The organism is Rhizobium altiplani (assembly GCF_001542405.1).
In the GTDB taxonomy this organism is placed as follows: domain Bacteria; phylum Pseudomonadota; class Alphaproteobacteria; order Rhizobiales; family Rhizobiaceae; genus Rhizobium; species Rhizobium altiplani.
In genome coordinates this window covers 1-25022 of the sequence record NZ_LNCD01000124.1, presented here as the reverse complement: position 1 = coordinate 25022, position 25022 = coordinate 1, and the positions used below count along the sequence as shown (strand labels likewise).

The window sequence follows — 25022 nt, the reverse complement described above, 5'->3', positions numbered from 1 at the left end:
ATATCGGACGTGCAAGGTGATAGCCGGTTTCAATGGAATTTCGGCATGTCGGGAAGCGCCGAGAATTCTTCGCTGATCATTTCGCTCATGGCGACCAGGATCTCCTTGCGGGAGAAGCCCGACCGTTCGAGTTGCAGGATCATTTGGTCGAGATCCAGTTCGAGCTGACCGCGACAGCACGCCACCCGATCGGCAGAAACGAGGAGAACTTCTTCAAGAATTAGCATCGCTTCGCTCCTAATTTCCAGAAGCAACCTGCGACTGCGCTAAATGTTCCAGGGACCGCCAGCAACATTTCCTGAACGGCGACTGCGGAATTTATTACAGATTACTAATTAATATGCGGTCGACGCCCCCTTCGATCACCAAACGTCCATGCCGCACTTGGTGGCTTCCCCCAGGGGCCGTTTCAACTCTGTCTGCCGAGCACATGCACTGGGAACAAGATCAGCCAGTGGCCCACGGCGTAATATACCGTATACTACCTCATCCCCTGTGTATTTTACTGCCTTGACGCCCTTACTCATCTTATCCTTTGGAAAACTCGGAGGACATGGCGATGACTGCAAACGAGACGACCCCTCAGTCGATGACCAGTGCCGAAGATCTGCGCAAGCGTGCCCTCGAACTTCAGCTTGCGGAGATGGAACGCGACGACAAGATAAAGGCCCGCGAGGCGACGAAACATGCAGAATTCGTCGAGGATTTTTTCCAGAAGCATATCGGCGAGACAGAGCGGGCGGTCATCAAACGGCTGGTGATGAAAGCCGCCGCGGACGGAAAATACGAAGCGATGGTCTACAGCTTCCCGTCGAGCCTCTGCTCGGATAGCGGTCGACACATCAACAACAACCTGCCCGGCTGGCAGAATACCCTCCAGGGCAAGGCAAGGGAACTTTACGATCTCTTCGAGACGGCGGCCAAGCCCCAGGGCTATGGGCTGAAGGCGGCGATCATCAATTTTCCGGGGGGCATCCCCGGCGACGTCGGCTTCTACCTGACCTGGGAGCCGCCCGTCGAATAATTCGGAGCGGAAAGCGCGCGATACCGGCCGACAGGGTTTGCGAACGTCCTGCGCTTTGTGGGGTATGCGGGGAGGAGCTTGGCCTCCGCGCTAACGGAGCACGCGATGCCACGGTGCGCTAAGACGGCATGGAAGCGCACAGCACTCGCCAGGACGTATTCTCAAAGCATCGGAGCCCGTGGCGATGAAGGCGATTGAAGCATATTGCGAACGAATCTCCTGGCCGAATCGCTCATTGCAGTACACCACCACCTCCGCCTCGAGGTTCGAGCAAAGCCGTTCAGATTCAAGGATGCGCCGCTCATCCGTCGAGCTGGCCGAGGGAGCGCTCCAAGGCGTCGACCCCCAGGTCGTAGGACTCGAAAAGAGCGCTCAATATCTCGCTTGCCACGGAGACAATACAGCGACGGATCTCGGGGATCCTCATCATTAGTTTTGCGTCCGCGCTCCCTCGTTGAAGTCGTGGATCGTTCCATATGAGGAATTCAGCAGCCGCGAAGGAGCAGGTATTTCATGGCATCCGGCAGGCCACAGATCGCGGATGTAATCGACCCGGGTGATGCCCTCGGCGAAGTCCTCTTCGGACTGATCATGGCGCTGACATTTACCGTCGGCTCACGGCTCATCTTCACCGAAGGGGGCCTTGACGTCCGCGAGCTGATCGTCGCGACCATCGGCTGCAACGTCGCATGGGGCATCATCGACGCCGTGCTGTTCGTCTTGGGCGTGGTATTCTACAAGAGCCGGCGCGGACGCGTCTTTCGGCAGGTCAGGGCCGCTCAAAACGAGCGGGACGCCATTGCTGCGCTCCGGAAGGAATTTCCGATCGACGGCGAACCGCTGGTTTCCGCGGCAGCGGATGAAGAGGCACTCTACCAGGCCATGCTCGGCCTCGCGCGGCGAGGAAGCCCTGCCAACACTCGTCTGTCGAGAGATGATTTTCTCGCCGCCTTCATCGTCTTTCTCCTGGTATCGGCGACATCGCTGCCTGCGGTTATCCCCTTCTTCATGATCAGCAGTGCGGACCTTGCGCTGAGAACCAGCAATTTTCTACTGATTGCCCTGCTCTTCCTGACAGGCTGTGCCTGGGCGCATTTTTCGGACGCAAAGCCGCTCAACGCAGGCATAACGATGACGTGCCTAGGCCTCGCGCTGGTCGGCATTGCGATTGCTCTTGGGGGGTAGGGATGGTGGACCGCGCTACGCCACCGCCCGCGACAGGGACCAGGAGTGCATCGGACTGGGCATTTCCCCTGCGATTGCACCTCAGCGTCATCATTGTCGGGCTGCTGGCTTGCACGGCGCTGCCGCTCGTGTGGATGGCATATACCCAAGGCAAGGTGACCGCCCTGTCCGCTGGCGAAGCACAAATGCGTCAACTCGGCTTGCGCACCATCGAGAACTACCGCGATGTGTTCAACGGCGGATACACCGCGATCGAGACGGCCGCCGCCGTCCCGCAAATGCTCACGCCGCCACCCCAGGATCTGCCGGCGAAGCAGGCCCTGCTGCTGCGAGAACTGAAGTCGTCCTTCCACATAGACGGGGTCTATGTCGGCTTTGCTGACGGGACGTACATTCAGGCCACCAACCTTGCGACAAATCCGGCGTGGCGCGACGCCTTGAATGCTCCGGCCGACGCCGCATTCGCCGTTCGTGCGATCACGAAGGTCATCGGTATTCCAGTGACGACCTGGACGTTCTTCGACCAGGACATTCGACCTCTCGCTCGGCGCGCAGACGGCGACGATGTCTTCGACCCGCGGTCCCGGCCCTGGTACAAGGCCGCGGTCTCGGAGGGCCGGACGACATCGGTCGGCCCCTATATTTCCGCTGCGACCAACTACCTCACCCTGACGTTCGCTACGCCCGTAGCCGGGAAGGACCAGGTCGTTATCGGCGCCGATGTGATGCTTGTGACCTTGGGAGAGGTTGTCGATACCGGGACGATCTCGGAAGAGGCGCATGGCTACGTATTCGACAGCACCGGCCGCCTGATCGTTCACTCCGACCCCGTGATCATGACGAAACTGCGCGATCAGATGCGTCGCGGGAGGCTGATGTCTGTTGCAGACGTGGCAGCGACAGACCCAGCCATCCCGGCCGTCGCGAATCTGGCACAGGACCGCAGCCGGCCGGATGGCGATGTCTTCCGCTTTCTGGTGAATGGCCGCGAGTATCTGGCCCAAAGCTTTCGTGCGGAAATTGCCGGCATGCTGAAAAACTACACGGTCGTCATCGCAGCACCGCTTGACGACCTGGTCGGTCCTGTCGAGCGGACCCTGAGGCGCAATCTGGCTGCCGCAGCCGCCTTCCTGTCGGCGGGCGCGATCGCCGCGATCATCATCTCCCGGTTGATCAGCCGCTCGCTCTATGCGTTGGCCGACGAGGCGAGGCAACTGGGCAATCTGGAATTCAAACAGAGCCGCGTCTCGCGCTCCTGGATATCCGAGGTGAACGCGCTCGGCAAAGCGCTCGGTTCCGCCCGTGATACCATCCGGATGTTCTCGCTCTACGTGCCGCGTGAACTGGTCCGCAGGATTGTCATGACAGGCCAATCAGCGATCGGCTCCGCCTCCAGGCAGGAGATCACTGTCCTCTTCACCGACATCAGAGAGTTTACCACCATCTCCGAACGGCGCTCGCCCGAAGAGGTCGTCGCCCTGCTTTCCACCTATTTCGAAATCCTCAATATGATTGTCGAGCGCCACGGCGGTACCATAGTGCAATATATCGGCGACTCCGTTTTGGCGATGTGGAACGCACCGGTTCATGACGAGCGGCATATCGAAAACGCCTGCCGTTGTGCCTTGTCGATGAAAGCGGCGATCGACGAGATGAATGCTTCCAATCGCGCCGCCGGTCGCCCCGAACTCGTCACCCGCTTCGGCCTGCACACCGGACCGGCCGTCGTCGGCAGCGTCGGCGCGGAAACCCGCCGGCAATACACCGCAATCGGAGACACTGTAAACATCGCCTCGCGACTGGAGGGCCTGAACCGCGACTATGGAACCTCGATCCTAGTCAGCAGCGCGGTCCGCAACGCAGTTGCGGAGAATTTCAGTTTCCTGCCTATCGGCACTGTCAGCGTCAGGGGCCGAACGGGGCAGACCGAGCTTTACGAGCTTCGGGGCTAGTATCGCTCGAACAATCCGTCCATTGCAGGAAGGCTCTTGGCCCCTGCCAGAGAGCGCGGCTATAGCGATCGGTAGGGGATATCGGATGGCCTTGAGGCTTCTACGCTCAGGTGCCTCGTGGCGATCGAAGCTGCCTGGAGTATTCGCTCTTTCTGCAGGCTGGGTACCGCGATCACCGTCTCAAACCCGAGGTTTGTGCGGCCCTCACGATCGTTGCCCAGATCAAGGTCGACTTCAAAATACGGCACCAGCATCGTCGCCGTCCCACGGACTCTCACGGACTGATGGTCACGTGGTACGAACTTCGAAATGATGCGCCATTCGCACTCCTCACGAAAGGACGGATCCTTGAAGGCACAGGCTAGCTGCTGGTAACGAGTGACAATCTGGTTTGCGAACTCTTCGACCCGTTCATCGTCCAAGGGCGTTTTCTGGCTTTGCTCATAGATACACTTGACAAGGCGGAAGCCCGCCCTTTCGGCAACCCTTTGCAGGTCGCTGACGACAAATCCCAAGCATACTCCTCCACCCGCACCATAGCCCCTCCATTGGCTCAGGAGATCGTCGTCCTCCGCAAAGGACGCCGTGTAGACATATCCCTGCTGGAAGAAATCGATGAGAGAGGCTACCCGAAGCAATATGGCCTGCTGTCTTGACGATGCGGCCTTCGCACGCTTCTGCTTCCGCCTTCAGGTAGCCCAGCCCATATACGAACTCCCTCTGAATCATTCAGATAGTGGATGTTTGTCGCGCATATCACTTTCGAACTGACAATACCGAGAAACCCTTGAAGTGTCGTGTAGTGGAAAAGGCGCGGCCGCAGTGTCGCGCTCGCCCTGCCGGCTGACGTCGACAGAAGCGAAAGGTGATCGTTAATCATATTTGGCATCAGTCGAGCTCCGTTGAGGCGAAACCACGCTGGAGCCTTTCAGGGCTAAATTGAAGCGTTCTGCCGGAACCACACCTCAGTCGCGCACGACCGTCCACTTGTCGTCGGGGTTGAACTCCTTGATCGCCGCGGCGCGCTGCTCGGTCTCGGGCCCCAGATCTCGCTGGTAGACGATGTTGGAACCGTTGACGACGAAGGTCTGAGCCCCGGTCACGTGATACTTGACCGGCCAGGCGATCAACGCAAAACCGCCCGTCATGTTGCCATTGACGATATAGCTCTGCTTTCCACCGATCACGTTGGGGCCCTGGGCCGTCAGGATGCGATAGCGGTAGCCATAGTAGCCTTCGCCGCGCTTCGCCTTACTGAAGGCGGCCGTTTCGATCAGGGGCCCCGCCGGGCTTTCTTCATCAAAGGCACCGGGCTCCCAGTAGAGGCCGTCGCGTTGTCCCGGGGTGCTGATCAGCTTCTGCGCAAATTCGAAAAGTCCGTCCTCGTCCTCGTCGATTTGCGCGTACGCGTATTGGGCGTTCACATAGTCATGCATCGTCTGGATTGTCGCCAGTTCGCTCTGACCGACACGGCGGTTGACGATCTCCTGCAAACCGACCTCGGTATCGAATGCCCATTTGCCGTCCTTGTTCTTCGACAGAGGAAAGGGCAGCGGCCACATGACGTCGCCAATCAGAACCACCTTGCGATCATGGAGGTCCTGCAATTGCAGTTGGCGCAAAGCGCCCTCGCGGATCATTTCATAGCTTAGCATCGCCTCCTTGCTGGATCGCAGTTTGGCCGCGTCCAGACCGAGAAGGCTCGCGAGGCCATCGATATCATTGGCGCTCAACACCGTCTTGAACCGCTCAAGCGCCGCCGATGGGTCATCGAATGACGGCGGCGTACCGGCCACGAATTCCTGAAGATTCGTCTGAATCTGCGACATCGACGGGGCAGCCCACGCCAGGGAGAGAGCCGTTCCGAGCAACAGCGGAATCAACTTAAACTGTGGTCTCATGGTTTATCTCCGGAAATCTGAATAGCTGGACACCCTATCGCCGACCGCCGCCGCGACCGCCACCTCCACGCCCCCCGCCGCCACGGCCGCCGCCGTGTGGTATCGGGCGCGAGCGCTGAGCGGAGGGACGTGGACCACCCCGTTGCCCGCCTCCCATGCTCTGTCCGCCTCGCTGGGAAGCCACCGCTTCACGCCGGCCGGACTGCACGTTGCCGAGGGCGCTCGGTTGGCGCGAACGGTTGTCGGGCCGCGCCGCCATCTTCGGTGCGCTTGGCTTCTTGACTGCCGGCTTTGATGGACGGTTGGCAGCATTGCCCGGTCGATTGGCGGCATTTCCTGGACGGGCATCCACGCGATTGCCCAGATCGCCCGGGCGGGCATCCGGACGCGCCCCACCCGGCCGGTTGGCGACAGCATCGCCTGCCCTCGGATTTGCCCTCAGGCCCTCCGCAGTGCTCTTTCGAATATCGTCAGCACGTGTGCTGACATTTCTGGCTCCTTGTCCGCGGTTCGCCTGCCGGTCGCTGACCTTGTTCTTGAGCTGGTTGCGGTTGTCGGACTGCAGGCTGGATTTGATCGCCGAACGATCGATGTTGGCGAGCTGATCCCTGTCGATATTCAGCTTGCTGCGATCGACCTTGGTCCAGTCGACGTCGTTCCATTTGACCTTGCCGTTGAAATTTCGGTCGTTAAAGCAGTTGTTGCAGTCGATATCGACATCGCCGCCCCAATTGCCGCCCCAAACGCCCCAATCGTCCCAATTGACGATGGCAGCCCAGGCGACGCCCGTCACCGCGGCGGCAAAGAACCCGGCACCCGGATAATAGTAGCTGTCGTAAGAATTGGGATAGTAGGAGATCGGAGCGGCCGTATAGCCTGGCTCATAGAGCATTTCGGGTGGATATTGCGGGATATAGACCTTCTCGGGATTGGTCGGTCGTATGACGACGTTCTCGTTCTCAGTCACGACCGTGATCTTGTCGTCGGTCTTGATGACGTTCTTCGCCACCGCTTCGTCGCGAAGCTGCTGAATGGCGATCAGTACATCCTTTTGCTGGTTTGTAAGCGCGTCACCCAGCGATTGAGTCCAATCGAGATCGTCGCTCATCATCTTGACGATATCCGGATAGTTGAGGAGCGAGATGACACTTCCATCCCAATCATCCTTCGGCTTGAGATCGGCGTCTTTCTTCTTGGCCTCCAGGAAACGCTGAGCCTCGATGACCTGCACCGGAAACAGTGAAGCCGCCGAGATCGCCGCCACGAGCTCGTCCGGATAGAGGGCGATGCGTGCCACAAGCACTTCAAGCTCATTCTCGGAAAGCAGAGCGACCTCCGGCGCTGTCGTCTCTGTCGAGGCGGGTTTCTGTGTGGGGGTCGCGGTCTGTGAATACGCTGGCGGGCCGGGATGCATCGAAATGATTGCCAGCGCAGAAAGCCCCGCAAGCAATCTCAAATATCTTGCTTTCACCACGCAACGACCTCCTCTGAATCAAAACAAATTTTGTGTAAGTGCCTCACGGAGATTTTGGTCTGGTGTCCGAAGGCCGCCTAAGCATCACGATTTTCGATTGTGCGAGCGCCTCACCCATTTCCTTCAAAAGGGCTTCAACCAGTGCGGCATATTCTTGCCGCCGCGCTTCGCGCACGCTTTCGGGAAGGCGCTCGATATGTGCCAAGGTTTCCACCGCGATTGCCAGATCCTCGCACATGCTGTGAAACGCGTCGCTCCCGTAAAAGAGCCGCTGCACCAGCTGCGCCTGGCCAGGAAAGTGCGCCTCGGCCCTTTCGAGAACCGACAAAGGTGTAGAATTGCTATCTCCCGAAACCATCCCCGCCCCGCTGTCAAATGCGTTAAGCAGAGTTGCATCATATAGCGTCAGCCCGGAATGGCGGCGTAACTTACGCGATCCTACGTTCGGCGGAGTTTCCCCTTATGCGTCGGTCGCTCCTGCCATCCTCCATCGATCTGCTACGGCGACCATCCAAGATCATCTTCAGCAGCTGCACCTTTCGTCGGACCAATAGAGGATACGTGATGCTACGGGTCTTTGCGCCAAAGTGGGTCTAGTATCCGCAGGTCGACAGCAAGCGAACGGGCGGCCAGACCAAGCCGAAGGGGCGGCCAGACCAAACCGAAAAGGAGGAACGGTGTTTCTCGACTATTTTGCACTGGGAGTGTTGCTCTTCGTCGTAGTCACTCTGTTCTATGCAGTGATCGCGATCCACGACATCCCACACCTGATCGCCAAGGCCAGGAACCATCCGCACCAGGACGCCATCCACGTTGCCGGATGGGTGAGCCTGTTCACGCTGCACGTCATCTGGCCCTTCCTTTTCATCTGGGCCACCCTTTACCGCGAGGATCGCGGTTGGGGCATCCGGACGGATGGCAAGCTATCCCCAGAAGCCGAAGCCAACGCTGAAATTGCCCGTCTCCACGCACGGATCGCGGAACTCGAGGCTCCAATGGCAGAGAGGGAGAAGGTCTGATGGAATTACTCCTGATGCTGACCTACGCGGCTTTTTGCTTCGCGATCTTCAAGCTGTTCAGAATTCCAGTGAACCAGTGGTCGCTTGCGACGGCTGTCCTAGGCGGCATATTCATCATTGCCGGGCTGGTGCTGCTCATGAGCTACAACCATCCCTATTCCAGCGATGGGCGCATTTATTTTACCTCGGCTCCGGTCATCCCGGTCGTTGGCGGCCAGGTCGTAGAGGTGCCGGTCACGCCAAACGCTCCGTTGAAGAAGGGCGATGTTCTCTTCAGGATCGATCCTCGCCCCTATCAATATGCCGTCGATCAGAAAACGGCGTCGCTTGCCGAAGCCAAGCAGACCGTCCTGCAGTTGAAGGCTGCTCTCGATGCCGCCAATTCGGCCGTAACAGGTGCGGAAGCATCTAGGGACCGCTCGCTGCAGGCCTTCGAAAAATTCCAGGCATCGAATGAAAACGCAAAATCCAGCGGCAGAGGTGCCGTCTACTCCGAACTCGAAGTCGAGAACCGGCGCGGCATCTACCTGACGGCCGAGGCCGCCGTCGATACAGCCCGTGCTCAGGCGGCGCAAGCAAGGCTCGCCTACGAGTCCGAGATCAACGGAACGAATCCCACGGTCGCGCGGCTGGAGGCAGAGTTGGCGAACGCGCAATACGAGCTCGACCAGACGACCGTGCGCGCACCGAGCGACGGATACGTGACGCAGGTTTTCCTACGTCCCGGCATGATGGCGAATCCCCTGCCCTTGCGGCCGGTGATGGTCTTCATCAACAGCGAGGACCGGTACCTCGCTGCCGCCTTCATTCAGAATTCGCTCCAGCGCGTGCGGGTTGGCGACGAGGCCGAGGTGGCGTTCAAGGCCGTCCCCGGCAAGATCTTCAAGGCGCGCGTCCGGGAAGTCATCGATGTGATGGCGCAAGGCCAGTTGCAGCCAGGCGGCGCGCTGATCGACCCGCAATCGCCCGAACGGCTGTCGCCGGGGCAGACACTGGCGAATATCGAAATACTGGAGAGCACCGACGGGTATCAACTGCCCGGCGGTGTGGTCGCCGAGGTCGCGGTCTACACACATTACTGGCACCACGTCGCTCTCCTCCGAAAGGTCCTGCTACGCATGAGCAGCTGGATGAACTACGTCTTCCTCGAACACTGAACGCATCAACAATTTCCGGTCGTTGCCTGGATGCGGCGGCCGGACAAGCTTGGAGATCAACCACGAGAGAGCAGAGGGAGCCCGAGTTGAAAGGCAGCCTACCAATGTTGCGGGGCCTGGCCGGTTTCAAGAAAGACTGGCTTCGTAGCGATATCCCTGCCGGGTTGTCGATCGCCGCGGTGGGTTTGCCGAGCGCCATTGCCTATCCGGCGATTGCTGGCCTGCCTCCAGAGACCGGCATCTACGCCAGCATCGTTGGGCCGATCGCCTACGCACTTTTCGGCCCTTCCCGGCTCTTGGTCGTCGGTCCCGATGCCGCAACGATGACGGTGCTTGCGGCTGCGATGACCGTTATCATCGCGGCCGATCCGACTGCTGCCAACATTGACCGGGTTGCCATCGCATCGGCGCTCGCCCTTGGCGTCGGCGTCTTTTGCATCGCCGCAAAACTGCTGCGCCTCGGCGTCCTCGCGAGCTTCCTGTCGCGCCCGATCCTGGTGGGCTTCTTTGCCGGCGTGTCGCTTTCCATCCTCGTCGGGCAGATCAGCCGCTTCACTGGTGTAAAGATTGAGTCGGATGGTCTCCTTGCGCCGGTCGCCGAAATTCTTGGCAAGACCGCCTTGATCCACTGGCCGTCGCTTCTCTTCGGTCTCTCCATGTTTGCGCTGCTTTGGATCGTCAAGGCGTTCCACCTCAAGGTTCCGGGTCCTGTGCTCGTCGTTGTTATTTCCGTCATTCTCTCGGCGCTTTTCGACTTCCAGGGACGTGGCATGGCTGTCGTGGGCAATATCCCAAGCGGCTTCCCGAGCTTTTCCCTGCCGGCAATCCATCAGATGCCACTCGATAAGCTTGTGCTTGGTTCGGCCGCGATCTTTCTGGTGAGCTTCGGCGCCGGCATCGTGACCGCGCGAAGCTTCGGATCGCGCACTGGTGAAAACGTCAATGCGAACCAGGAACTGATCGGTCTCGGCGCGGCCAACATCGCGCCCGGCCTGTTCGGTTCCTTTCCCATCAGCATGTCGGACTCGAGAACCGCGATAAACCTCTCCACGGGCGGCGTCTCCCAGCTGGCGGGACTGGTCTCAGCTGCCACGCTGATCGCCGCTCTTGTATTCCTCCACAGCGCTCTGCGGATCCTGCCGATCCCCGCGCTCGCAGCCATCCTTGCAAGCGCCGCCATCAGCCTCATCGATATTCAGGAACTCAAGAAGATCTGGCACATCAGCCGCATGGAATTCGTCTTTGCGCTGATCGCCATGTGGGGCGCAATCAGCTTCGGCGTCCTCAACGGCGTGGTCGTTGCCGTTGCCGCAACCTTCGTCTACCTCCTGCGCAAGACGATGTTTCCGCGTGACAGCCTCCTTGGTCACATTGCCGGACGGCACGGCTTCTTCGAGCTCGCCCGCTTCCCGGAAGCGCGCCCCGTCGAAGGCGCTGCCGTCTTCGCCATCCAGGGCAACATCCTGTTCTACAACGCCGACTATGTCCGCATGCGACTGACGGAGGTTGCCAGAGAGCTTGCTCCCGGAACCAAGTGCTTCGTTCTCGACGCCGGTGCCATCACGCACGTGGATAGCACAGGTGCGCTCGCACTCGACGCTGTGGCCGATGACTTGGCCAAGCGGGACATCGTCTTTGCCATTGCCGACGTCAGCGAGGAGAGTCGCGGCATCCTGGAGCGTGCCGGGTTCATCAAGAAGATCGGCGCCCACAATCTTTTCAATGGTCGGGAAGAGGCCCTGCGCGCGCTCATGGGCAATGTCGCAGGGAATGCGCGTTAAACAATGGAGGGAACGATGGACGAAGCATACGATCCGAAGCAAGAGGTTCCAGCGGAACGCAAGGGCAAGCATAAGAAAGCCAAGTCCTGGGACTACGACAAGGAAATCAAGCGACTGCAGATCGAACTGGCTAATCTGCAGGCATGGGTAAAGAAGTCGGGCGCCCGGATTGTCGTCATCTTCGAAGGCCGTGACGCCGCCGGCAAGGGTGGGATGATTAAGCGGATAACGGAAAAGGTCAGCCCGCGTGTATTCCGCGTCGTCGCCTTACCCGCTCCCACCGATCGCGAGAAAACCCAGATCTACATGCAGCGCTATATTGCGCATTTGCCGGCAGCCGGCGAGGTCGTGATCTTCGACCGCAGTTGGTACAACCGCGCCGGCGTTGACCGCGTCATGGGCTTCGCCAGCGAGAAGAAGGCTCAGCGCTTCCTGGAACTTGCGCCCCGCTTCGAGGCGGCCATCGTCGAAAGCGGCGTTATTCTGCTGAAGTATTTCCTGACCGTCAGCGAGGAAGAACAGGAACGCCGCTTCAAGCGCCGCATCGACGATCCGGTTCGGCAGTGGAAACTCAGCCCCATGGACGTCGAGTCCTACCAGCGCTGGTGGGACTACACGCGAGCCTATGACGAGATGCTGCGGATGACGGACAGCAACCACGCGCCGTGGTGGCTCGTGCCTTCCGACGACAAGGAGCGCGCCCGGATAAACTGCATCTCCCATATCCTGCAGTCGATCCCCTACGAGCGGGTAAAGTTCGACGCGCCGGATCTTGGCAAACGGCAGAAGCGGCCATCGAACTATGTCGAGGATCAGAGCGTCAGGCATGTTGTGCCGGAGACGACTCGATGACGCCTGATCCGTTCAGGCATGCACTGTGGAAAACCGTGGAATAGGCTACGCGATGCAGCAACAGAAGAGCGGGACCGCGGCAGAAGCCGGTCCCGCGCAGATTTCGGTGGAGGCTCGGGTCAGCGACTTGGTGCGGATCGGTATCATTGGGCTATTCGCCTATTGGAGCCTGCAGCTGATTGCGCCATTCGCGCTGATCGTCATCTGGTCCGCGATCCTCGCAGTAGCGCTCTTTCCGATGTTCACCGGTCTGTCCAGACTTCTAGGAGATCGGCCCAAGCTTTCGGCCACCATTATTGTCATAGCGTGCCTTGTGCTCATAATCGCGCCATTGGCGCTTGTCTCGGTCAATTTCGCCGATGCAATCCTGGCTCTCGTGGCGCAATTGAAGTCCGACAATTTCACCTTTCCCGCGGCGCCTGAGGCTATTCGTGGTTGGCCAGTGGTCGGCGAGCGCCTTTACGCCGGCTGGAACCAGGTCGCCGGCAATCTCGCGGCAGCAATCATGAAATTCCAGGCGCCTCTCCGCGAGGTCATGGGAGTCATCATCGCCAAATTTGCAGCAATCGGCGGTGGGGTGCTGAGCTTCGTCGCGTCGGTCATTCTCTCCGGCATCTTCCTCACCATGTCCCCCCGCCTTGCAGCAACGATTCAGGTATTGGCGGGCCGCATCGGCGGAGAGAGGGGGGTTGGCTTTGCGCGGCTGGCGGGATCAACGGTTCGCAACGTCTCGCGCGGCGTCATCGGCGTAGCCTTGCTTCAGACGCTCCTATGCGGCCTGTGCTTTGCCTTCTTCGATATTCCGGCGCGCGGAGCCCTGACTTTTGCCGTGTTCATGCTTTGCCTGATGCAGCTTGGCCCTGGCCTCGTTCTTATCCCGGCCATCATCTGGGCATGGTTCTCCTGGCCCGCATCGATGGCCTTTGCCTTCACTGTCGTGGCGATCCCGATCACGGTCGTGGACAACGTGCTGAAGCCGATCTTGATGTCCCGAGGGCTTTCAACTCCGATGCCGGTAATCCTCATCGGCGTCATCGGCGGAACTCTCTCGCATGGCCTGCTCGGCCTGTTTCTGGGGCCAATCGTGCTCAGTGTCTTTTACGAACTGCTGCGCGCCTGGGCTTGGCCATCAGAGACATTGCCCGGGGCTACGGCTGCCCCGGCGTTGGCGGAGAACACCGGCACGGATTGAATTTTATCCAACACTGCACCTATTGATCGGTTTGATGGACTGTTCTAGGCCAAAACCAGTGACCCAAATCGGACTGCACCGCGCTCAACCGGCGGGTAACCATTTGAAGGTGCATCGTATGTAGCGGTTGCAGCCACCGGCAGTTCTGAGCTAATACTATAATCAGCTAAAATATTTGCGTGATCTCGTTAGGGCGTCATCATGAGCAGCGCAATAGCCAAGCCCTCGAAGCCGACGGCCGAGGAAATCTACGACCAACTTGAACGGATACTGGCGAGCGAAGAATTCCATTCGCCGGAGCGGGGCCGCAAGTTTCTGCATTTCATCATAAGCGAGGCCTTGGCAGGCCGATCGGAATTCCTGAAGGCCTTCACAATCGCCAATGAGGTCTTTGGTCGCCAGGTCAATTTCGACGCCCAGAACGATCCTGTCGTCAGGATCGAAGCAGGCCGAGTCCGCCGAGCACTTGAACGCTACTACCTCATCGCCGGCCAAGCGGACGAGGTAACGATTACGATCCCCAAGGGTGGGTACAGGCCGTGCTTCGAATATGCTCACAACGTTCCGACACCGTCGCTCGCGGCTCCGCAGTTTGATCTCACGCCAGCGATCGAGCGTCACCGTGACACCGGGCCGCTTCACAGCCTCGGCCAATCTTTCGGCCGCCCTCAATTATCGACCACGCTGACGCTCGGCACCGCCCTTTTGCTCGCGGCAGCTTCGCTTTATATCGTCCTTCCACAGGCATTGTCGGGGTGGCACCAAAATCCCTCAGGCGCCTCGCCGACAGAAGCGGCCGAACCCAGAGTCATTGTCGAGTCCTTTGAGGATGAGGGTTCCGCAAATGCTGCTTCCGAAATCGCGCGTGGCCTGAGGGACGAGATTATCGGCAAGCTAGCAAAGTTCGATGACATCGTCGTTGTCGCGGATGCGTCGAAGGCCGAACAACCGAGCCCGAATGCTTATGGTTTGCAAGGCAATGTCCAACTCGACGGGCCAAGATTGCGGCTTGTCGCCCGGCTCGTGCGCCAATCCGACGGTGCAGTGATTTGGGCGAACAATTACGACGCGGACCTTCGCGCGCAAAGCAAGCTCGAGATCCTGACCGGCGCCGCTGAAGAGATCGCCAGCACTGTCGCGGAACCATATGGTGCGGTTTTTCAAGCCGACACCGACGCACTTGCCCGGCATCCGCAGAGCGGAGATGCGGACGCCTATGCCTGCAGATTGGCTTACTATAGCTACCGTAGGTCGATGAATGCCCAGACGCACAACACGGCGCGCGACTGTCTGCAACGAGCGACAGAGCTGTTTCCGAAAAGCGCTGCCTCCTGGGCGCTTCTGTCCCTCACCTACCTGGACGAGATGAGGTTTCGTTATAAGCTCGGCACATCCTCAACGGACGAGACGCTGGAATTAGCCGCCAGCGCGGCGGAGCGGGCAGCCTCGCTTGCCCCAAACGATGCGCGTGTCCTTGAGGCTCTCATGCAGGTGAGCTTTTTCAGAAATGATGTCGACAAAGCCCTTCAGGCGGGTGCGGCAGCCTATGCCATGAACCCCAATGATACCGAGGTCGCGGGGGAATACGGGTTGCGGCTGGCCATGTCGGGGAAATGGCAGTCAGGCTGCGAGCTGATTTCGAGCGCCGTCAACAAGAATGCGGGCCCGAGGGGATACTACGAAGTGGGCATGGCATTGTGTGCCCTGATGAGGAATGACGTCCGGGCCGCGGAACTGTGGTCTCGCATGTCCGACCTGGAATACAATCCCACGCATCACCTCGTGCTCCTTTCTATTCTTGGCACGGCCGGGAAAACGGCTGACGCCAGGCAGGAACGGGAATGGCTGAATGCCCATGCATCCGGATTGATGAAGAACATCCGCAAGGAGGTTTCCTTGCGTCTGCAGCGCCCGGAAGATCAGGAAGCATTTTTCAAAGGTCTACGAGCCGCAGGTGTCGCAATCGAACCCGCCGCGGACACCGGTAAATAAGTTCGACGCTGCAGCATCTGTGGCATCTGCACTCTCTATGGAAGGAGGCTGACCCTACTGCCTCCGAGATATCGCATCCGCGATCAGCCGGGCGATTTCATCCTGCACGTCAAGAATGCGTCCTTCGTCAAGGTTTCTGTCATAGGCGCCTGTCCAGACAACGGTTCCGTCGGCTCGATCAACCAGCCGGATTTGGACATGCAACCGCTTATCCTCGGTGCCCACGCTGCCCTGGATGGAGAGTGACGGTTGGTTTGGCGCCGCGATATGCGCCTTCGGCCCAGGCGTCCTGACAGCGATTGATTTTACCTTCGTCAGTTCCACAATGACGCCATCCGTCAGACTCTTGGCGATGCCGGCGTCGCCATTGTCCCGACCTATGCCGACCAAAGGCTCCACGACGATCTGCGGCCGCATCTCATCTCCCGCAGGCAAAGGTGTGCCCGACGAAGGGTTCAGTGAAGCAACCAGTTCTTGGAGCGGCCGCATCAGCACCAACATGCCCATGGCGGCGATGACAAGCAGGACACCAACCGGCAGGATAAAATCCCGATAGGCAAGCGGACGTTTATGTTGCGCCACCGGCGCCTCCTGCACGTCGACATCTTTTCCCGGCGAATGACGTCCTGACGCAATCTCTGACTGGCTTGCGGTGAAACTCGGTACGTATCCACCCTTGGGTATGGTGATGTGTATGGGATCGCTTTGCCCGACCACGAGGTAGTATCGCTCCAGGGCGCGGCGAATACGCCCTGTTTCGATACGAACGACCGGATCGTTTTGGGCATCAAAGGAAGCATCTCGGCCGAAGACCGCCTGCGCAATGGTGTAAGCCTTCAGATTCTCTGATCGTCCCGCCAGTGCTTCATCGACGACATATGCAAGAAATCTCCGACTACGCCCCGGAACCTGGAACTCGGCGCTCGACAAGATGCGATCAAGCTGATCACGAACCCTTTCGGGTTCCAGTGACAGATCATCGCCTTGCGAACTCATGCCTCCCTCCCGTAAACATATCGCTCTCACAAGCGCTCAAGGCGACGTATAGGGCTTGCGACCCGACCGGCCGCTCTGTCTCGCAGACTGTGCCGCGACGAACCTAAGACTCTCAGCTGCCTGTCGACGGGGTAAACGTCGTGTAGACCCCCAATGCTCTGGGGCTTCATTTTGGAATGATATGGAATCCATAGATGCGATAGCAAGTCGGGAACAACCACACACTCCCGAGTACTTGAAATCGCGGCGACCAGCGGCAAGGCCGATCACTTTCACAAGCAGACCCTGCGCTCCGCACTCGAGCCCAGGCAGGTCAGAAGTCTTGTCATCAAGGAGATTCGCGCCCGGTTATTGTCTGGGCTCTTTGGGTTCCCGCAGACCCCGGCTCGTCAAACCCTCAACTGGCGGGCTGAGCTCGGCACGTCTGACACTTCGCCACCAAGGATGCGGTCAGCAAACGACAGGTTGGAAACCCCGTAGCGCTTCAAAAGCTCAGCGTCTTCATTGGCGCGAAACTCGGCCTGGTCCGAGGGTGACGAGAAATACTTCGCGATCAAAGTCGGCAGGCGAATGCTTCTCAGGTTCCTTTGCTGGAAACATGTTCCAGAACAACGCATCGCCGATCGACTTGATGATGGAACCATCGGCAAAGTAGCTCGGATAATACTTCCCGGTTGCCTTGGAATTCCAGAGCGTTGCCGGGCCACGTTCCGCGGTGCCCGATCCGAGTCTAAGGCGATCACGCGGCTTCGGGGGCCAGTCCGGCTCGTATTCGGATGCGGTCAGAATCGGGGCTTTGAAAGGCTCTTCAAGATGTGAGTTGTCAAAGCATACCAGCTATTCGCCTCCGACCAGCACTGCGGAGGAGGCGCAGGCCGTGCCGACCAACAACTCGACTGCATTGGTAGCCAACCGGTCGTCGAGATTGAGGTTCATCTAAGCGAGAGGCCTGCGTCCGCTGACGACCGTGCAGTCCCCGGTCACTGGGAGGGCGATCTTATCGGTGGGTCGAAGAACAGTTACCATCGCGACGCTGGTCGAGCGTCACTCGCGCTACGTCATGCTGATCAAGGTCGCCAATAAGGATACCGAAAGCGTAGTTTCTGCGCTGATAAAGCAGTCACAGAAACTGCCGGGCGAACTCTACAAATCATTGACCTGGGATCGGGGCAAGGAGTTGGCTGACCATCAACGACTGGCAATAGCCGCTGACGTTGAGATTTACTTCTGCGATCCCAGATCACCCTGGCAGCGCGGTTCAAATGAGAACACCAATCGATTGCTGCGCCAATACCTACCGCGCGCCACTGACCTGTCCGTGCATAGCCAGAATGTGTTGCGGCGATCAATTGAACCCACTGCCAAAAGCCGCCATTCCGCCCACGCGGGTGATTAGATCACGAATTCCTCCGCGTACGTCTGTGGCTCGGGAACGACCGTAACATCCACCGGAATAATCCAATTGGCCGCGTAGCTCTCGCAGTCGGATCGCGGGAGGTCGGGCTGCACGCACCCCGCCCCATCGATCGCGCGACATCGCAGTATATATCGCCCCACTTTTTCAGGGGTCCACATGTACTCCCACAAGCGCCATGCGAAGGGACATTCTGTTTCGAGAAGCCTTCCCTCGCGCCAGCCCCTGCCATCTCCGGTGCAGACCTGCACCCGCCGGATACCAGCCTCTCCGCTCCAGGCGGCTCCGAAAATCCGGCACGGTTGGCCGAGGATGAGATGCGCCCCCTGTACGGGACGCGCGATCTGCGCTTTGACCTCCATCTCCGTAAGGGGGACCAGCCTAGGTTCCCCAAGGCTGCGCTCCCAACGGAAATAGTCGCGCGCCTGCCAGTAGCCAAGGAACGGTTGCTCCACAACCGTGATATGCGTGATCCACTTGACCCAAGCCATGCCGAACCAGCCACCCACCACCGCGCGTAGCGGGTAGCCGTGATCGCGCGTCAACGGTTCGTCGTTCATCGAATAGGCAAGGATCGTGCTGTCAGCGACGGCCTTCTCCAGCGGTAAACTGCGGGCAAAAGCGATGGGGCCTGGAGAAGCCGTTTTCTTGTTCGCGTCGACGACGCCGCTGTCGGCGCCTACGAGAAGAACCTCACGTGCGGTTCGCCTAACGCCCGCCATTTCCAAAATCTCGCGCAGAAAAACACCCGTCCACGCGGCGTTGCCGACGGCCCCGTTCTGCCACTGCAACCCCTCCTTCGCCGGCACATAGTAGACGCGCCCATTCCCTGCGCACTCGACGACGGCGGTGAAAGTCATGCTCTGCATCGCCTTGATGCTGTCGAGGTCAAGTTCGATCGGCCGCTCCACCGCCCCGTCAACGCGCAATCTCCAGTCTCGCGCATTGAGGTCCGGTGACGGAAAATGGTTTCGCACGAAGAACAGGTCCGTTGGGATCCGCCAATCGGAGAGCGACGCAAACGGAAACTCGATGTTCTGTGGGGATTTCTGTCGAACTATTAGACTGGGTTGCTGTGGTGTCGGCATCGTCCTCGTCTCTCCTTCCAAGAGCACAACGTCGGCTCGGTCGCGCGAATTCCGGTTCGATCACACCGCCCCTCGCCGTGCGTCTGTCGCATTCCGCCTTCGGGCCGCATTCTAGCACATACCGCACGTTCCTCGGATCGATCTCGAACGGCAGCAAAGGGCTGCAAGCGGCCTTGGCGGGTGACGCCATTACGCCAAAGGCGTACATTGGCAGCCACCATCGCAGTGGCCGCCAGGATCGAGGAAGCGCCTTTTCAGTGACGCCCCTCTCGGCGTCAGGCGGCAGGGCGAATATTGTGGTTCATCCGGAACAGGTTGCTCCCGTCGTACTTCTTTTTCAGGTGGACAAGACCCTCGTAGTTGTCGCCATACGTGGCCTTCAGGCGCACATCGCCTTCGTCGTCCATCATGAAGTTCGGGTAAGCGCCGTCGAGGTTGAACGGGTGGACCGCCTGCCAGTAGTCGGTCGCCCATTTTTTCAGCGTCGCCGCCTGGCGCGGATCGGCGTCAACGCCGGCAATAACCATCGACCATGTGGCATCCCGGCAATTCCACGCCGTTTCATCTCTTGCCTTGCGATGGACGGCGGCATCGATCGGATAGAGGTGCATGCACGAGGGTTCGCTGGGTGCCTTGGCCACCTGTTCGATGTGTGCTTCGATCGCCGCGTCGGGAAGTGTCATCACAAAATCACCCTTCCAGTACCATTGAAGGCCCTTCGGATAGAGCCCGTCGAACATGCCTTGAAGTGTCGGGTACGGGATCGGACCGGCAAAATCGACAATCGGCTGCGGAAGCGCCCTGCGGACGGCGTTAACTGCCTTCTCCCCGTCGGCGACCGCTCCATTGTAGGAAACGAGAAGCACGCAGATCTTCTTGCCACGATGCTCCACCGGGAACGGATCGGCGGAGGGAACCGTCTGCAGCCCAAGGAAGACGTAGAACTCGTCCGGCGCAGTCGCCAAAAACTCGCGGTACCAGCGCATCACCGTCGCAGCATCCTTCAACTCCCAGAAGATCGGACCGGCATAAACGGTGTCCGCAGGGTGCGCCTCGAACAGAAAACTGGTGACGACGCCAAAGTTGCCACCGCCGCCGCGCAGCCCCCAGAACAGATCCGGGCGCTCGTCCTTGCTGGCGGTGACAAGCGTGCCGTCCGCGAGCACGACGTCGGCCTCGATCAGATTGTCGATGGCAAGCCCATATTGGCGGGTGAGGTATCCGTGGCCGCCGTTCAGCGTCAGGCCCGCCACACCTGTGGTCGAGACGACACCGAAGGGGATTGCAAGCCCGAAGGCGTGGGTGGCATGATCGACTTCGCCAGTCGTGCACCCGGCCCCTACACGAACAGTCCGCGTGACGGGATCGACGCGCACGCCCCGCATCGGCGACAGGTCGATGACGATGCCGTCGTCAACGCTTGCAAACCCAGCCCCGTTGTGGCCGCCGCCCCGGACGGCGATCGGAAGTTCGTTGTCGCGGCCGAAGTTTACGGCGGCAATCACGTCCGCTGCATCCGTGCACTTTGCGATCAACAGCGGCCGCTTGTCGATCATGGCATTGTAGAGCCTGCGGGCGTCCTCGTAGTCGGCATGGTCGCGCCCGATAAGAGCACCGCGAAGAATCTGTGTGAGCTTCCCGATATTTTCGCTGATCATAACACCCTCCTGAAGCCGAGCCTCCGAGCTCATGACGTCGAATCGAATACTGACGAGAGGCGTTTGAAGGATGATGCGCTGACGACTGAATTCGCTCCCCACAGCGGTCGATTGCGACTTCGAAGAATGCGCTGCAAGATGCGGATAGTCTATAATCGTCCTTAGTTGGCGCTGAAATGCCGCATGATCTGCGAGGGCTGCGTTCGCAAATTCGCCATCGATTGCTCGGCCTGTTCAACGCGAGCGGCTCCCGGTAACTGCGTGGCAGGATGCCGACGTTCGTGGTATTTTTCGGGAACGGTTGAGCGGATTGAAAGTCGATGCAGACGATTGAGGATTGGCTAGCCCAACTCGGTCTCGGCAAGTACGCCGCGGCCTTCATCGAGAATGACGTCGATCTGCGAGCGCTCCCTCATGTCGCAGAATCCGACCTCCGTGAACTCGGCGTCTCGCTTGGTCACCGGAAGATTATTCTAGCCGCGATAAACGGACTTGCGCAGCAACCTCCGGACGAACAGCAGCCCGCTCCCGTCGCGACGGACGCTGCGGCTGACCGACGGCTGCTCAGCGTGCTCTTCTGCGACCTCGTAGGATCGACTGCGTTGTCGGAGCAACTCGACCCGGAAGACATGCACGAGCTGATCCGCCGTTATCAGGATAGCGTCGCGGGCGCAGTCACGCGGTTCGGAGGCTATGTCGCCAAGTATCTCGGAGATGGCGTGCTTGCCTATTTTGGGTGGCCCATGGCTTATGAGGACCACGCCGAGCGCGCGATCCGCGCCGGTCTCGAGGCGATAACAGCCGTCGATGCGCTGCAGTCGCCCAACCAGCAGGGACTGAAGGCTCGGATCGGCATCGCATCCGGGCACGTGGTCGTTGGCGACACCGACGGCAGCGCGAAGGAGCGTGGATCGATCGCCGGCGACACCCCAAACTTGGCGGCACGTCTGCAGGGAGCGGCCGCCCCAGGCCAGATCGTGGTCTCGAACAGCACCCGCCGCCTCGCCGGGCGGTCGTTCGAAATCGCCAGCCTCGGCGAGCGGACGCTGAGAGGCTTCACCTCGCCCACTGCGCTGTTCGAAGTCCGCGGCGAGCGAGAGGTGGACAGCCGTTTCGAAGCCGCGCATTCCAGAAAGCTCTCGAATTTTGTCGGACGTGCCAGCGAGATCGGGCTACTGCTCGAACGGTGGGAGCTGGCGAAGGCCGGCCAAGGACAGATGGTCTTTTTGTCGGGGGAGGCGGGCATCGGAAAATCCCGTCTTGTCGAAGCCTTCGAAGAACACCTGCGCGAGACAGAGCATGAACTCATCCGATTGCAGTGCTCGCCCTATCACGCCACATCGGCCTTTTACCCGATCGTCGAGCGACTGAGCCGGGTCGCGATGTTTACGCCGGCAGACGACCGAAACACGCGAGTCGAGAAGTTTCGCACCCTTGTCAGCCGCTACGGCGAAAGGCCCTCGGAAGTTGGTGCGATCTATGCGGAGCTGCTTTCGCTCGATGGCGGTGACGAGTTCAAGCCGCTAAATCTCTCCGCCCACCAGCGTAAGGAACTTCTCGTCCGCACTCTCGCGAACCGATTGCTTCTTGCGACCAGAATCGCACCGGTGCTCATGGTCGTAGAAGACGCACACTGGATGGATCCGTCCACCATCGAATTGCTAGAAGAACTCGTCGGCCGGCTTCACGGCACGGCCGCCCTCGTCGTCGTCACCCATAGACCCGAATGGAGCGCGGACTGGGCCAGCGGATTGGCGCAGTCGACAACACTCTCCATTGGACGTCTGACTAGGCAACAGATGCGCGAGCTCATCGGATCGATGGACTCCGACATTTCCGAACAGCTTGCCGAAATGATCTTAGAGCGAGCGGACGGCGTGCCGCTATTCATCGAGGAGTTGACCCGCACGATCATCGAGAGCGGAACGTCACCGTCGCTCAACGTAGAGATCCCGGACAGCCTGCAGGGTTCTTTGATGGCTCGTCTCGATCATCTAGCGGCAACAGCCAAAGAGGTCGCCCAGATTGCTGCCGTTATTGGCAGGGAGTTCGATCGTGGCCTTCTGTCGAAGATTGCAGGTCTCGATGATCGGATCCTCGAGAAAGCACTGCACCAGCTTGTTTCCAGCCAGATCGTCGTCGGAGGCGGTGTCTTGAATGATACCCTCGTTTTCCGTCATGCGCTCATTCAGGATGCCGCCTACCACTCCCTCCTCAACCGGCGGCGGCGACATTTCCACGAGGAAATCGCCAAGGTTCTCGTCGACCAGTATGCCGATGTCGCTGCCACGCAGCCCGAACTCATCGCCCAACACTACGAGAAAGCGCAACGGGTCGAACTCGCGCTTCCCTACTGGATGAAGGCCGGAGAACGCGCCCTTGCACGATCCGCCAACTACGAGGCAGTCGATCATTTCCAGAACGCACTGTCGATCGCGGAACAGTTGCTCAACGTGCCCGGCCACCAAACAGACCTTCTCGCAGCAGTCCTGAAACTAGCCGACGCCCTGTACGCTGCCGGCCGCATGACGGATTCGCTGGCGAAATACAGGCTGGCCGTCCCATTGGCACGCAAAGCGGCAGACACTCAGGGCTTCGTTCGCGCAGTGGTCGGCCTTGACGGTTCCCAATTTCTCTCCTCGAACTCGCTTGCCGAAACCCTGCCGCTTCTCGAGGAGGCCATGGCGATGCTTGAACCAGCGGACAAGAAGTCGCGGTGCCAGATTCTCAGCCACCTTGCGCGGGCTTACGCCTACCTGAATGACAGCGAGAAAGCCGCACAATGCCATGGCGTTGGAATAGAACTTGCCCGGGAGGTTGGCGACAAGACCTCCCTTGTGGAGCTCTCCGTTCTCCCACTCCTGACAGCCTCGCCGGTCAAATCCGTCACGGAAAAAAACGACCGGATCGCCCGCGTAGATGAAATACGACGCCTCGCAAGCGAGATCGATGATGACGATGTGCTAACCAGGGCGCTTTCCATTGACACCTATGTCTCAACTGAACTGGGCGATCGCGCACGGGCCGATCGGGCGGTCGACGCCCTGGAGGAACTCGGCACCAAGCGGCAGCATCTCAACGTCCAGTTCTACGCTCGGATCGCAAGAGCGATGATGGCCATCCTCGATGGAAGGTTCACGGCCGCCGAGGAGCTTGCCGAAGAAGCGCTGAAGCTGGGCAAGCACACCCTTGGCGTGGCACCCGAAGGTGTCTACGGCATGCAAATGTTTGCGATCCGCCGGGAGCAAAGCCGTCTCTCGGAGGTCGCGCCGGTCATGAAATTGCTGATCGAGGAAAACCCGGACGAAATCACCTGGCTACCGGGCTTCGCGTTGGTCGCCTTTGACCTCGGTTATCGGGAAGCGGCCCAGCGGAGATTGGAAGAGCTTTCCAGCACACGCTTCACCCTGCCGCTTGACGGAAAACGAAGCGCATCCCTCTCGTTCCTGACGGAAGTCGCCGCCGGCCTGGGGGACATGGAAGCGGCCAGGACACTCTATAAGCTTATGCTCGACTACAAGGAGATGACCGTCACGATAGGCATGGCGACTGTCTGCTTCGGTGCCGCAAGCCGCTATCTGGGCATGTTATCCGCCGCGCTGGGTGAATTCGAGCGGGCGTCAAAGCACTATGAGCATGCGCTCGAGATGAACTCGGCGATCGGCTCGCGACCGTGGCTCGCGCACACGCAGGCCGAATATTCTGATTTGCTAATGAAAATAGGTAGCAGAGCCGCGATAAAGAGAGCAATGTCCTTATCCGAGCATGCCCGGTCAACTGCGGCCGAACTGGGAATGGTCAGGCTGCAACAGCGACTGAAGCAGACCATTCATTAGGATCAGAGGTTCGCCGCTTTGGGTGAGAAGAGGGTCTCATCATGCCACGCTATATCATCGAAAGAAACTTTGCCGAACAACTCCAACTGTCGAAAGAGGGAGTCGAGGAAATCAACCTGATCAACGACGAGGAAGGGGTGAAGTGGATTTTTTCGTTCCTCAGCGCCGACAGGAAAAAGACATACTGCCTTTACGAAGCGCCAAATCCTGAAGCCATTCGCGCCGCGGCAAGGAGGAACAATGTCCCCGCGGATGTGATCATTGAAGTTGGCGGGGAGATCGGCCCCAACATGTTTGCATAGCCCTGCCCGACCGCCCCTCCCGGCTGCACCTGCTTGAGCTACCGAATTTACACGTGAAGGCCGTCCGCCTATGCGGAGGAGCTTTCTGTGAGGCGACTTGAATGGCAAATATTCAGGTTTTGTTGGTTGCGGGGGCAGGATTTGAACCTGCGGCCTTCAGGTTATGAGCCTGACGAGCTACCGGGCTGCTCCACCCCGC

Annotated in this window: 19 protein-coding genes and 1 pseudogene; 12 read left to right on the top strand and 8 right to left on the bottom strand. The window is 59.5% G+C overall.

Going from position 1 to position 25022, the window contains the following annotated elements; all coding sequences use genetic code 11:
• Positions 1-29: 29 nt before the first annotated feature.
• Entirely contained in the window at positions 30-227 is a 198-nt protein-coding gene (locus AS026_RS30435) for a hypothetical protein (protein ID WP_018856458.1), read from the bottom strand.
• A 332-nt stretch (positions 228-559) separates the two neighbouring features.
• Here AS026_RS30435 and AS026_RS30430 point away from each other — a divergent pair, with 332 nt between their 5' ends.
• The 3 genes from AS026_RS30430 to AS026_RS30415 all read left to right on the top strand — a co-directional run bounded on the left by AS026_RS30430 (position 560) and on the right by AS026_RS30415 (position 4161).
• Complete coding sequence (locus AS026_RS30430) at positions 560-1024, top strand: hypothetical protein (RefSeq protein ID WP_025658830.1); 465 nt, start codon at positions 560-562, stop codon at positions 1022-1024.
• Positions 1025-1537: 513 nt separating this feature from the next.
• Positions 1538-2209, top strand: a complete 672-nt coding sequence (locus tag AS026_RS30420; RefSeq protein WP_062374300.1) for a VIT1/CCC1 transporter family protein — start codon at positions 1538-1540, stop codon at positions 2207-2209.
• Positions 2210-2211: 2 nt separating this feature from the next.
• Positions 2212-4161 carry an adenylate/guanylate cyclase domain-containing protein gene (locus AS026_RS30415; RefSeq protein ID WP_062374297.1) on the top strand — a complete coding sequence of 650 codons (1950 nt, stop codon included), beginning with the start codon at positions 2212-2214 and terminating at the stop codon, positions 4159-4161.
• A 59-nt stretch (positions 4162-4220) separates the two neighbouring features.
• On the opposite strand, the gene AS026_RS30410 is transcribed toward AS026_RS30415, so the two are convergent.
• From AS026_RS30410 to AS026_RS30395, 4 genes are all read right to left on the bottom strand, one after another.
• Positions 4221-4799, bottom strand: a complete 579-nt coding sequence (locus AS026_RS30410) for a DUF2971 domain-containing protein (protein ID WP_062374294.1) — start codon at positions 4797-4799, stop codon at positions 4221-4223.
• Between the two features lie 327 nt (positions 4800-5126).
• The gene (locus AS026_RS30405) at positions 5127-6062 is read right to left on the bottom strand and encodes a DUF2950 family protein (RefSeq protein ID WP_062374290.1); all 936 of its coding nucleotides are present in this window, start codon (positions 6060-6062) and stop codon (positions 5127-5129) included.
• Between the two features lie 34 nt (positions 6063-6096).
• Positions 6097-7533 carry a DUF3300 domain-containing protein gene (locus tag AS026_RS30400; protein WP_062374490.1) on the bottom strand — a complete coding sequence of 479 codons (1437 nt, stop codon included), beginning with the start codon at positions 7531-7533 and terminating at the stop codon, positions 6097-6099.
• Positions 7534-7579: 46 nt separating this feature from the next.
• The gene (locus AS026_RS30395; protein ID WP_025658824.1) at positions 7580-7894 is read right to left on the bottom strand and encodes a hypothetical protein; all 315 of its coding nucleotides are present in this window, start codon (positions 7892-7894) and stop codon (positions 7580-7582) included.
• Between the two features lie 319 nt (positions 7895-8213).
• On the opposite strand from AS026_RS30395, the gene AS026_RS30390 reads away from it, so the two are divergent.
• The 6 genes from AS026_RS30390 (at position 8214) to AS026_RS30365 (ending at position 15529) form a co-directional block, all read left to right on the top strand.
• A complete protein-coding gene (locus AS026_RS30390; protein WP_018856449.1) occupies positions 8214-8555 on the top strand; it encodes a DUF3302 domain-containing protein in 342 nt (113 codons plus the stop codon).
• A complete protein-coding gene (locus tag AS026_RS30385) occupies positions 8555-9712 on the top strand; it encodes an HlyD family secretion protein (RefSeq protein WP_062374287.1) in 1158 nt (385 codons plus the stop codon). Before AS026_RS30390 ends, AS026_RS30385 begins: the two co-directional genes overlap by 1 nt.
• A 104-nt stretch (positions 9713-9816) precedes the next feature.
• Positions 9817-11493 carry a SulP family inorganic anion transporter gene (locus AS026_RS30380; RefSeq protein WP_245307691.1) on the top strand — a complete coding sequence of 559 codons (1677 nt, stop codon included), beginning with the start codon at positions 9817-9819 and terminating at the stop codon, positions 11491-11493.
• Between the two features lie 15 nt (positions 11494-11508).
• Complete coding sequence (gene ppk2, locus AS026_RS30375) at positions 11509-12345, top strand: polyphosphate kinase 2 (protein ID WP_062374283.1); 837 nt, start codon at positions 11509-11511, stop codon at positions 12343-12345.
• 52 nt (positions 12346-12397) lie between these two features.
• Positions 12398-13537 (top strand): AI-2E family transporter, encoded by a 1140-nt coding sequence (locus AS026_RS30370; RefSeq protein ID WP_062374281.1) that lies wholly within the window; start codon positions 12398-12400, stop codon positions 13535-13537.
• A gap of 201 nt (positions 13538-13738) precedes the next feature.
• Positions 13739-15529 carry a hypothetical protein gene (locus AS026_RS30365; RefSeq protein WP_062374279.1) on the top strand — a complete coding sequence of 597 codons (1791 nt, stop codon included), beginning with the start codon at positions 13739-13741 and terminating at the stop codon, positions 15527-15529.
• A gap of 54 nt (positions 15530-15583) precedes the next feature.
• Here AS026_RS30365 and AS026_RS30360 read toward each other — a convergent pair whose 3' ends face one another.
• Entirely contained in the window at positions 15584-16525 is a 942-nt protein-coding gene (locus AS026_RS30360; protein WP_062374277.1) for a hypothetical protein, read from the bottom strand.
• Between the two features lie 967 nt (positions 16526-17492).
• Here AS026_RS30360 and AS026_RS30355 point away from each other — a divergent pair.
• Positions 17493-17864 (top strand): annotated as a pseudogene (locus tag AS026_RS30355) (IS30 family transposase); the annotation flags it as partial.
• Positions 17865-17917: 53 nt separating this feature from the next.
• Here the strand turns inward: AS026_RS30355 and AS026_RS30350 are convergent.
• A complete protein-coding gene (locus tag AS026_RS30350) occupies positions 17918-19027 on the bottom strand; it encodes a sulfite oxidase (RefSeq protein WP_062374275.1) in 1110 nt (369 codons plus the stop codon).
• A gap of 275 nt (positions 19028-19302) precedes the next feature.
• Positions 19303-20685 carry an FAD-binding oxidoreductase gene (locus AS026_RS30345; protein WP_062374273.1) on the bottom strand — a complete coding sequence of 461 codons (1383 nt, stop codon included), beginning with the start codon at positions 20683-20685 and terminating at the stop codon, positions 19303-19305.
• A gap of 320 nt (positions 20686-21005) precedes the next feature.
• Here AS026_RS30345 and AS026_RS30340 point away from each other — a divergent pair, with 320 nt between their 5' ends.
• Together AS026_RS30340 and AS026_RS30335 are read left to right on the top strand one after the other, a co-directional pair.
• Complete coding sequence (locus AS026_RS30340; protein ID WP_062374271.1) at positions 21006-24521, top strand: AAA family ATPase; 3516 nt, start codon at positions 21006-21008, stop codon at positions 24519-24521.
• 41 nt (positions 24522-24562) lie between these two features.
• Positions 24563-24823, top strand: coding sequence for a DUF4242 domain-containing protein (locus AS026_RS30335; RefSeq protein ID WP_018856437.1), 261 nt, complete (start codon positions 24563-24565; stop codon positions 24821-24823).
• The last annotated feature ends 199 nt before the right edge of the window (positions 24824-25022 follow it).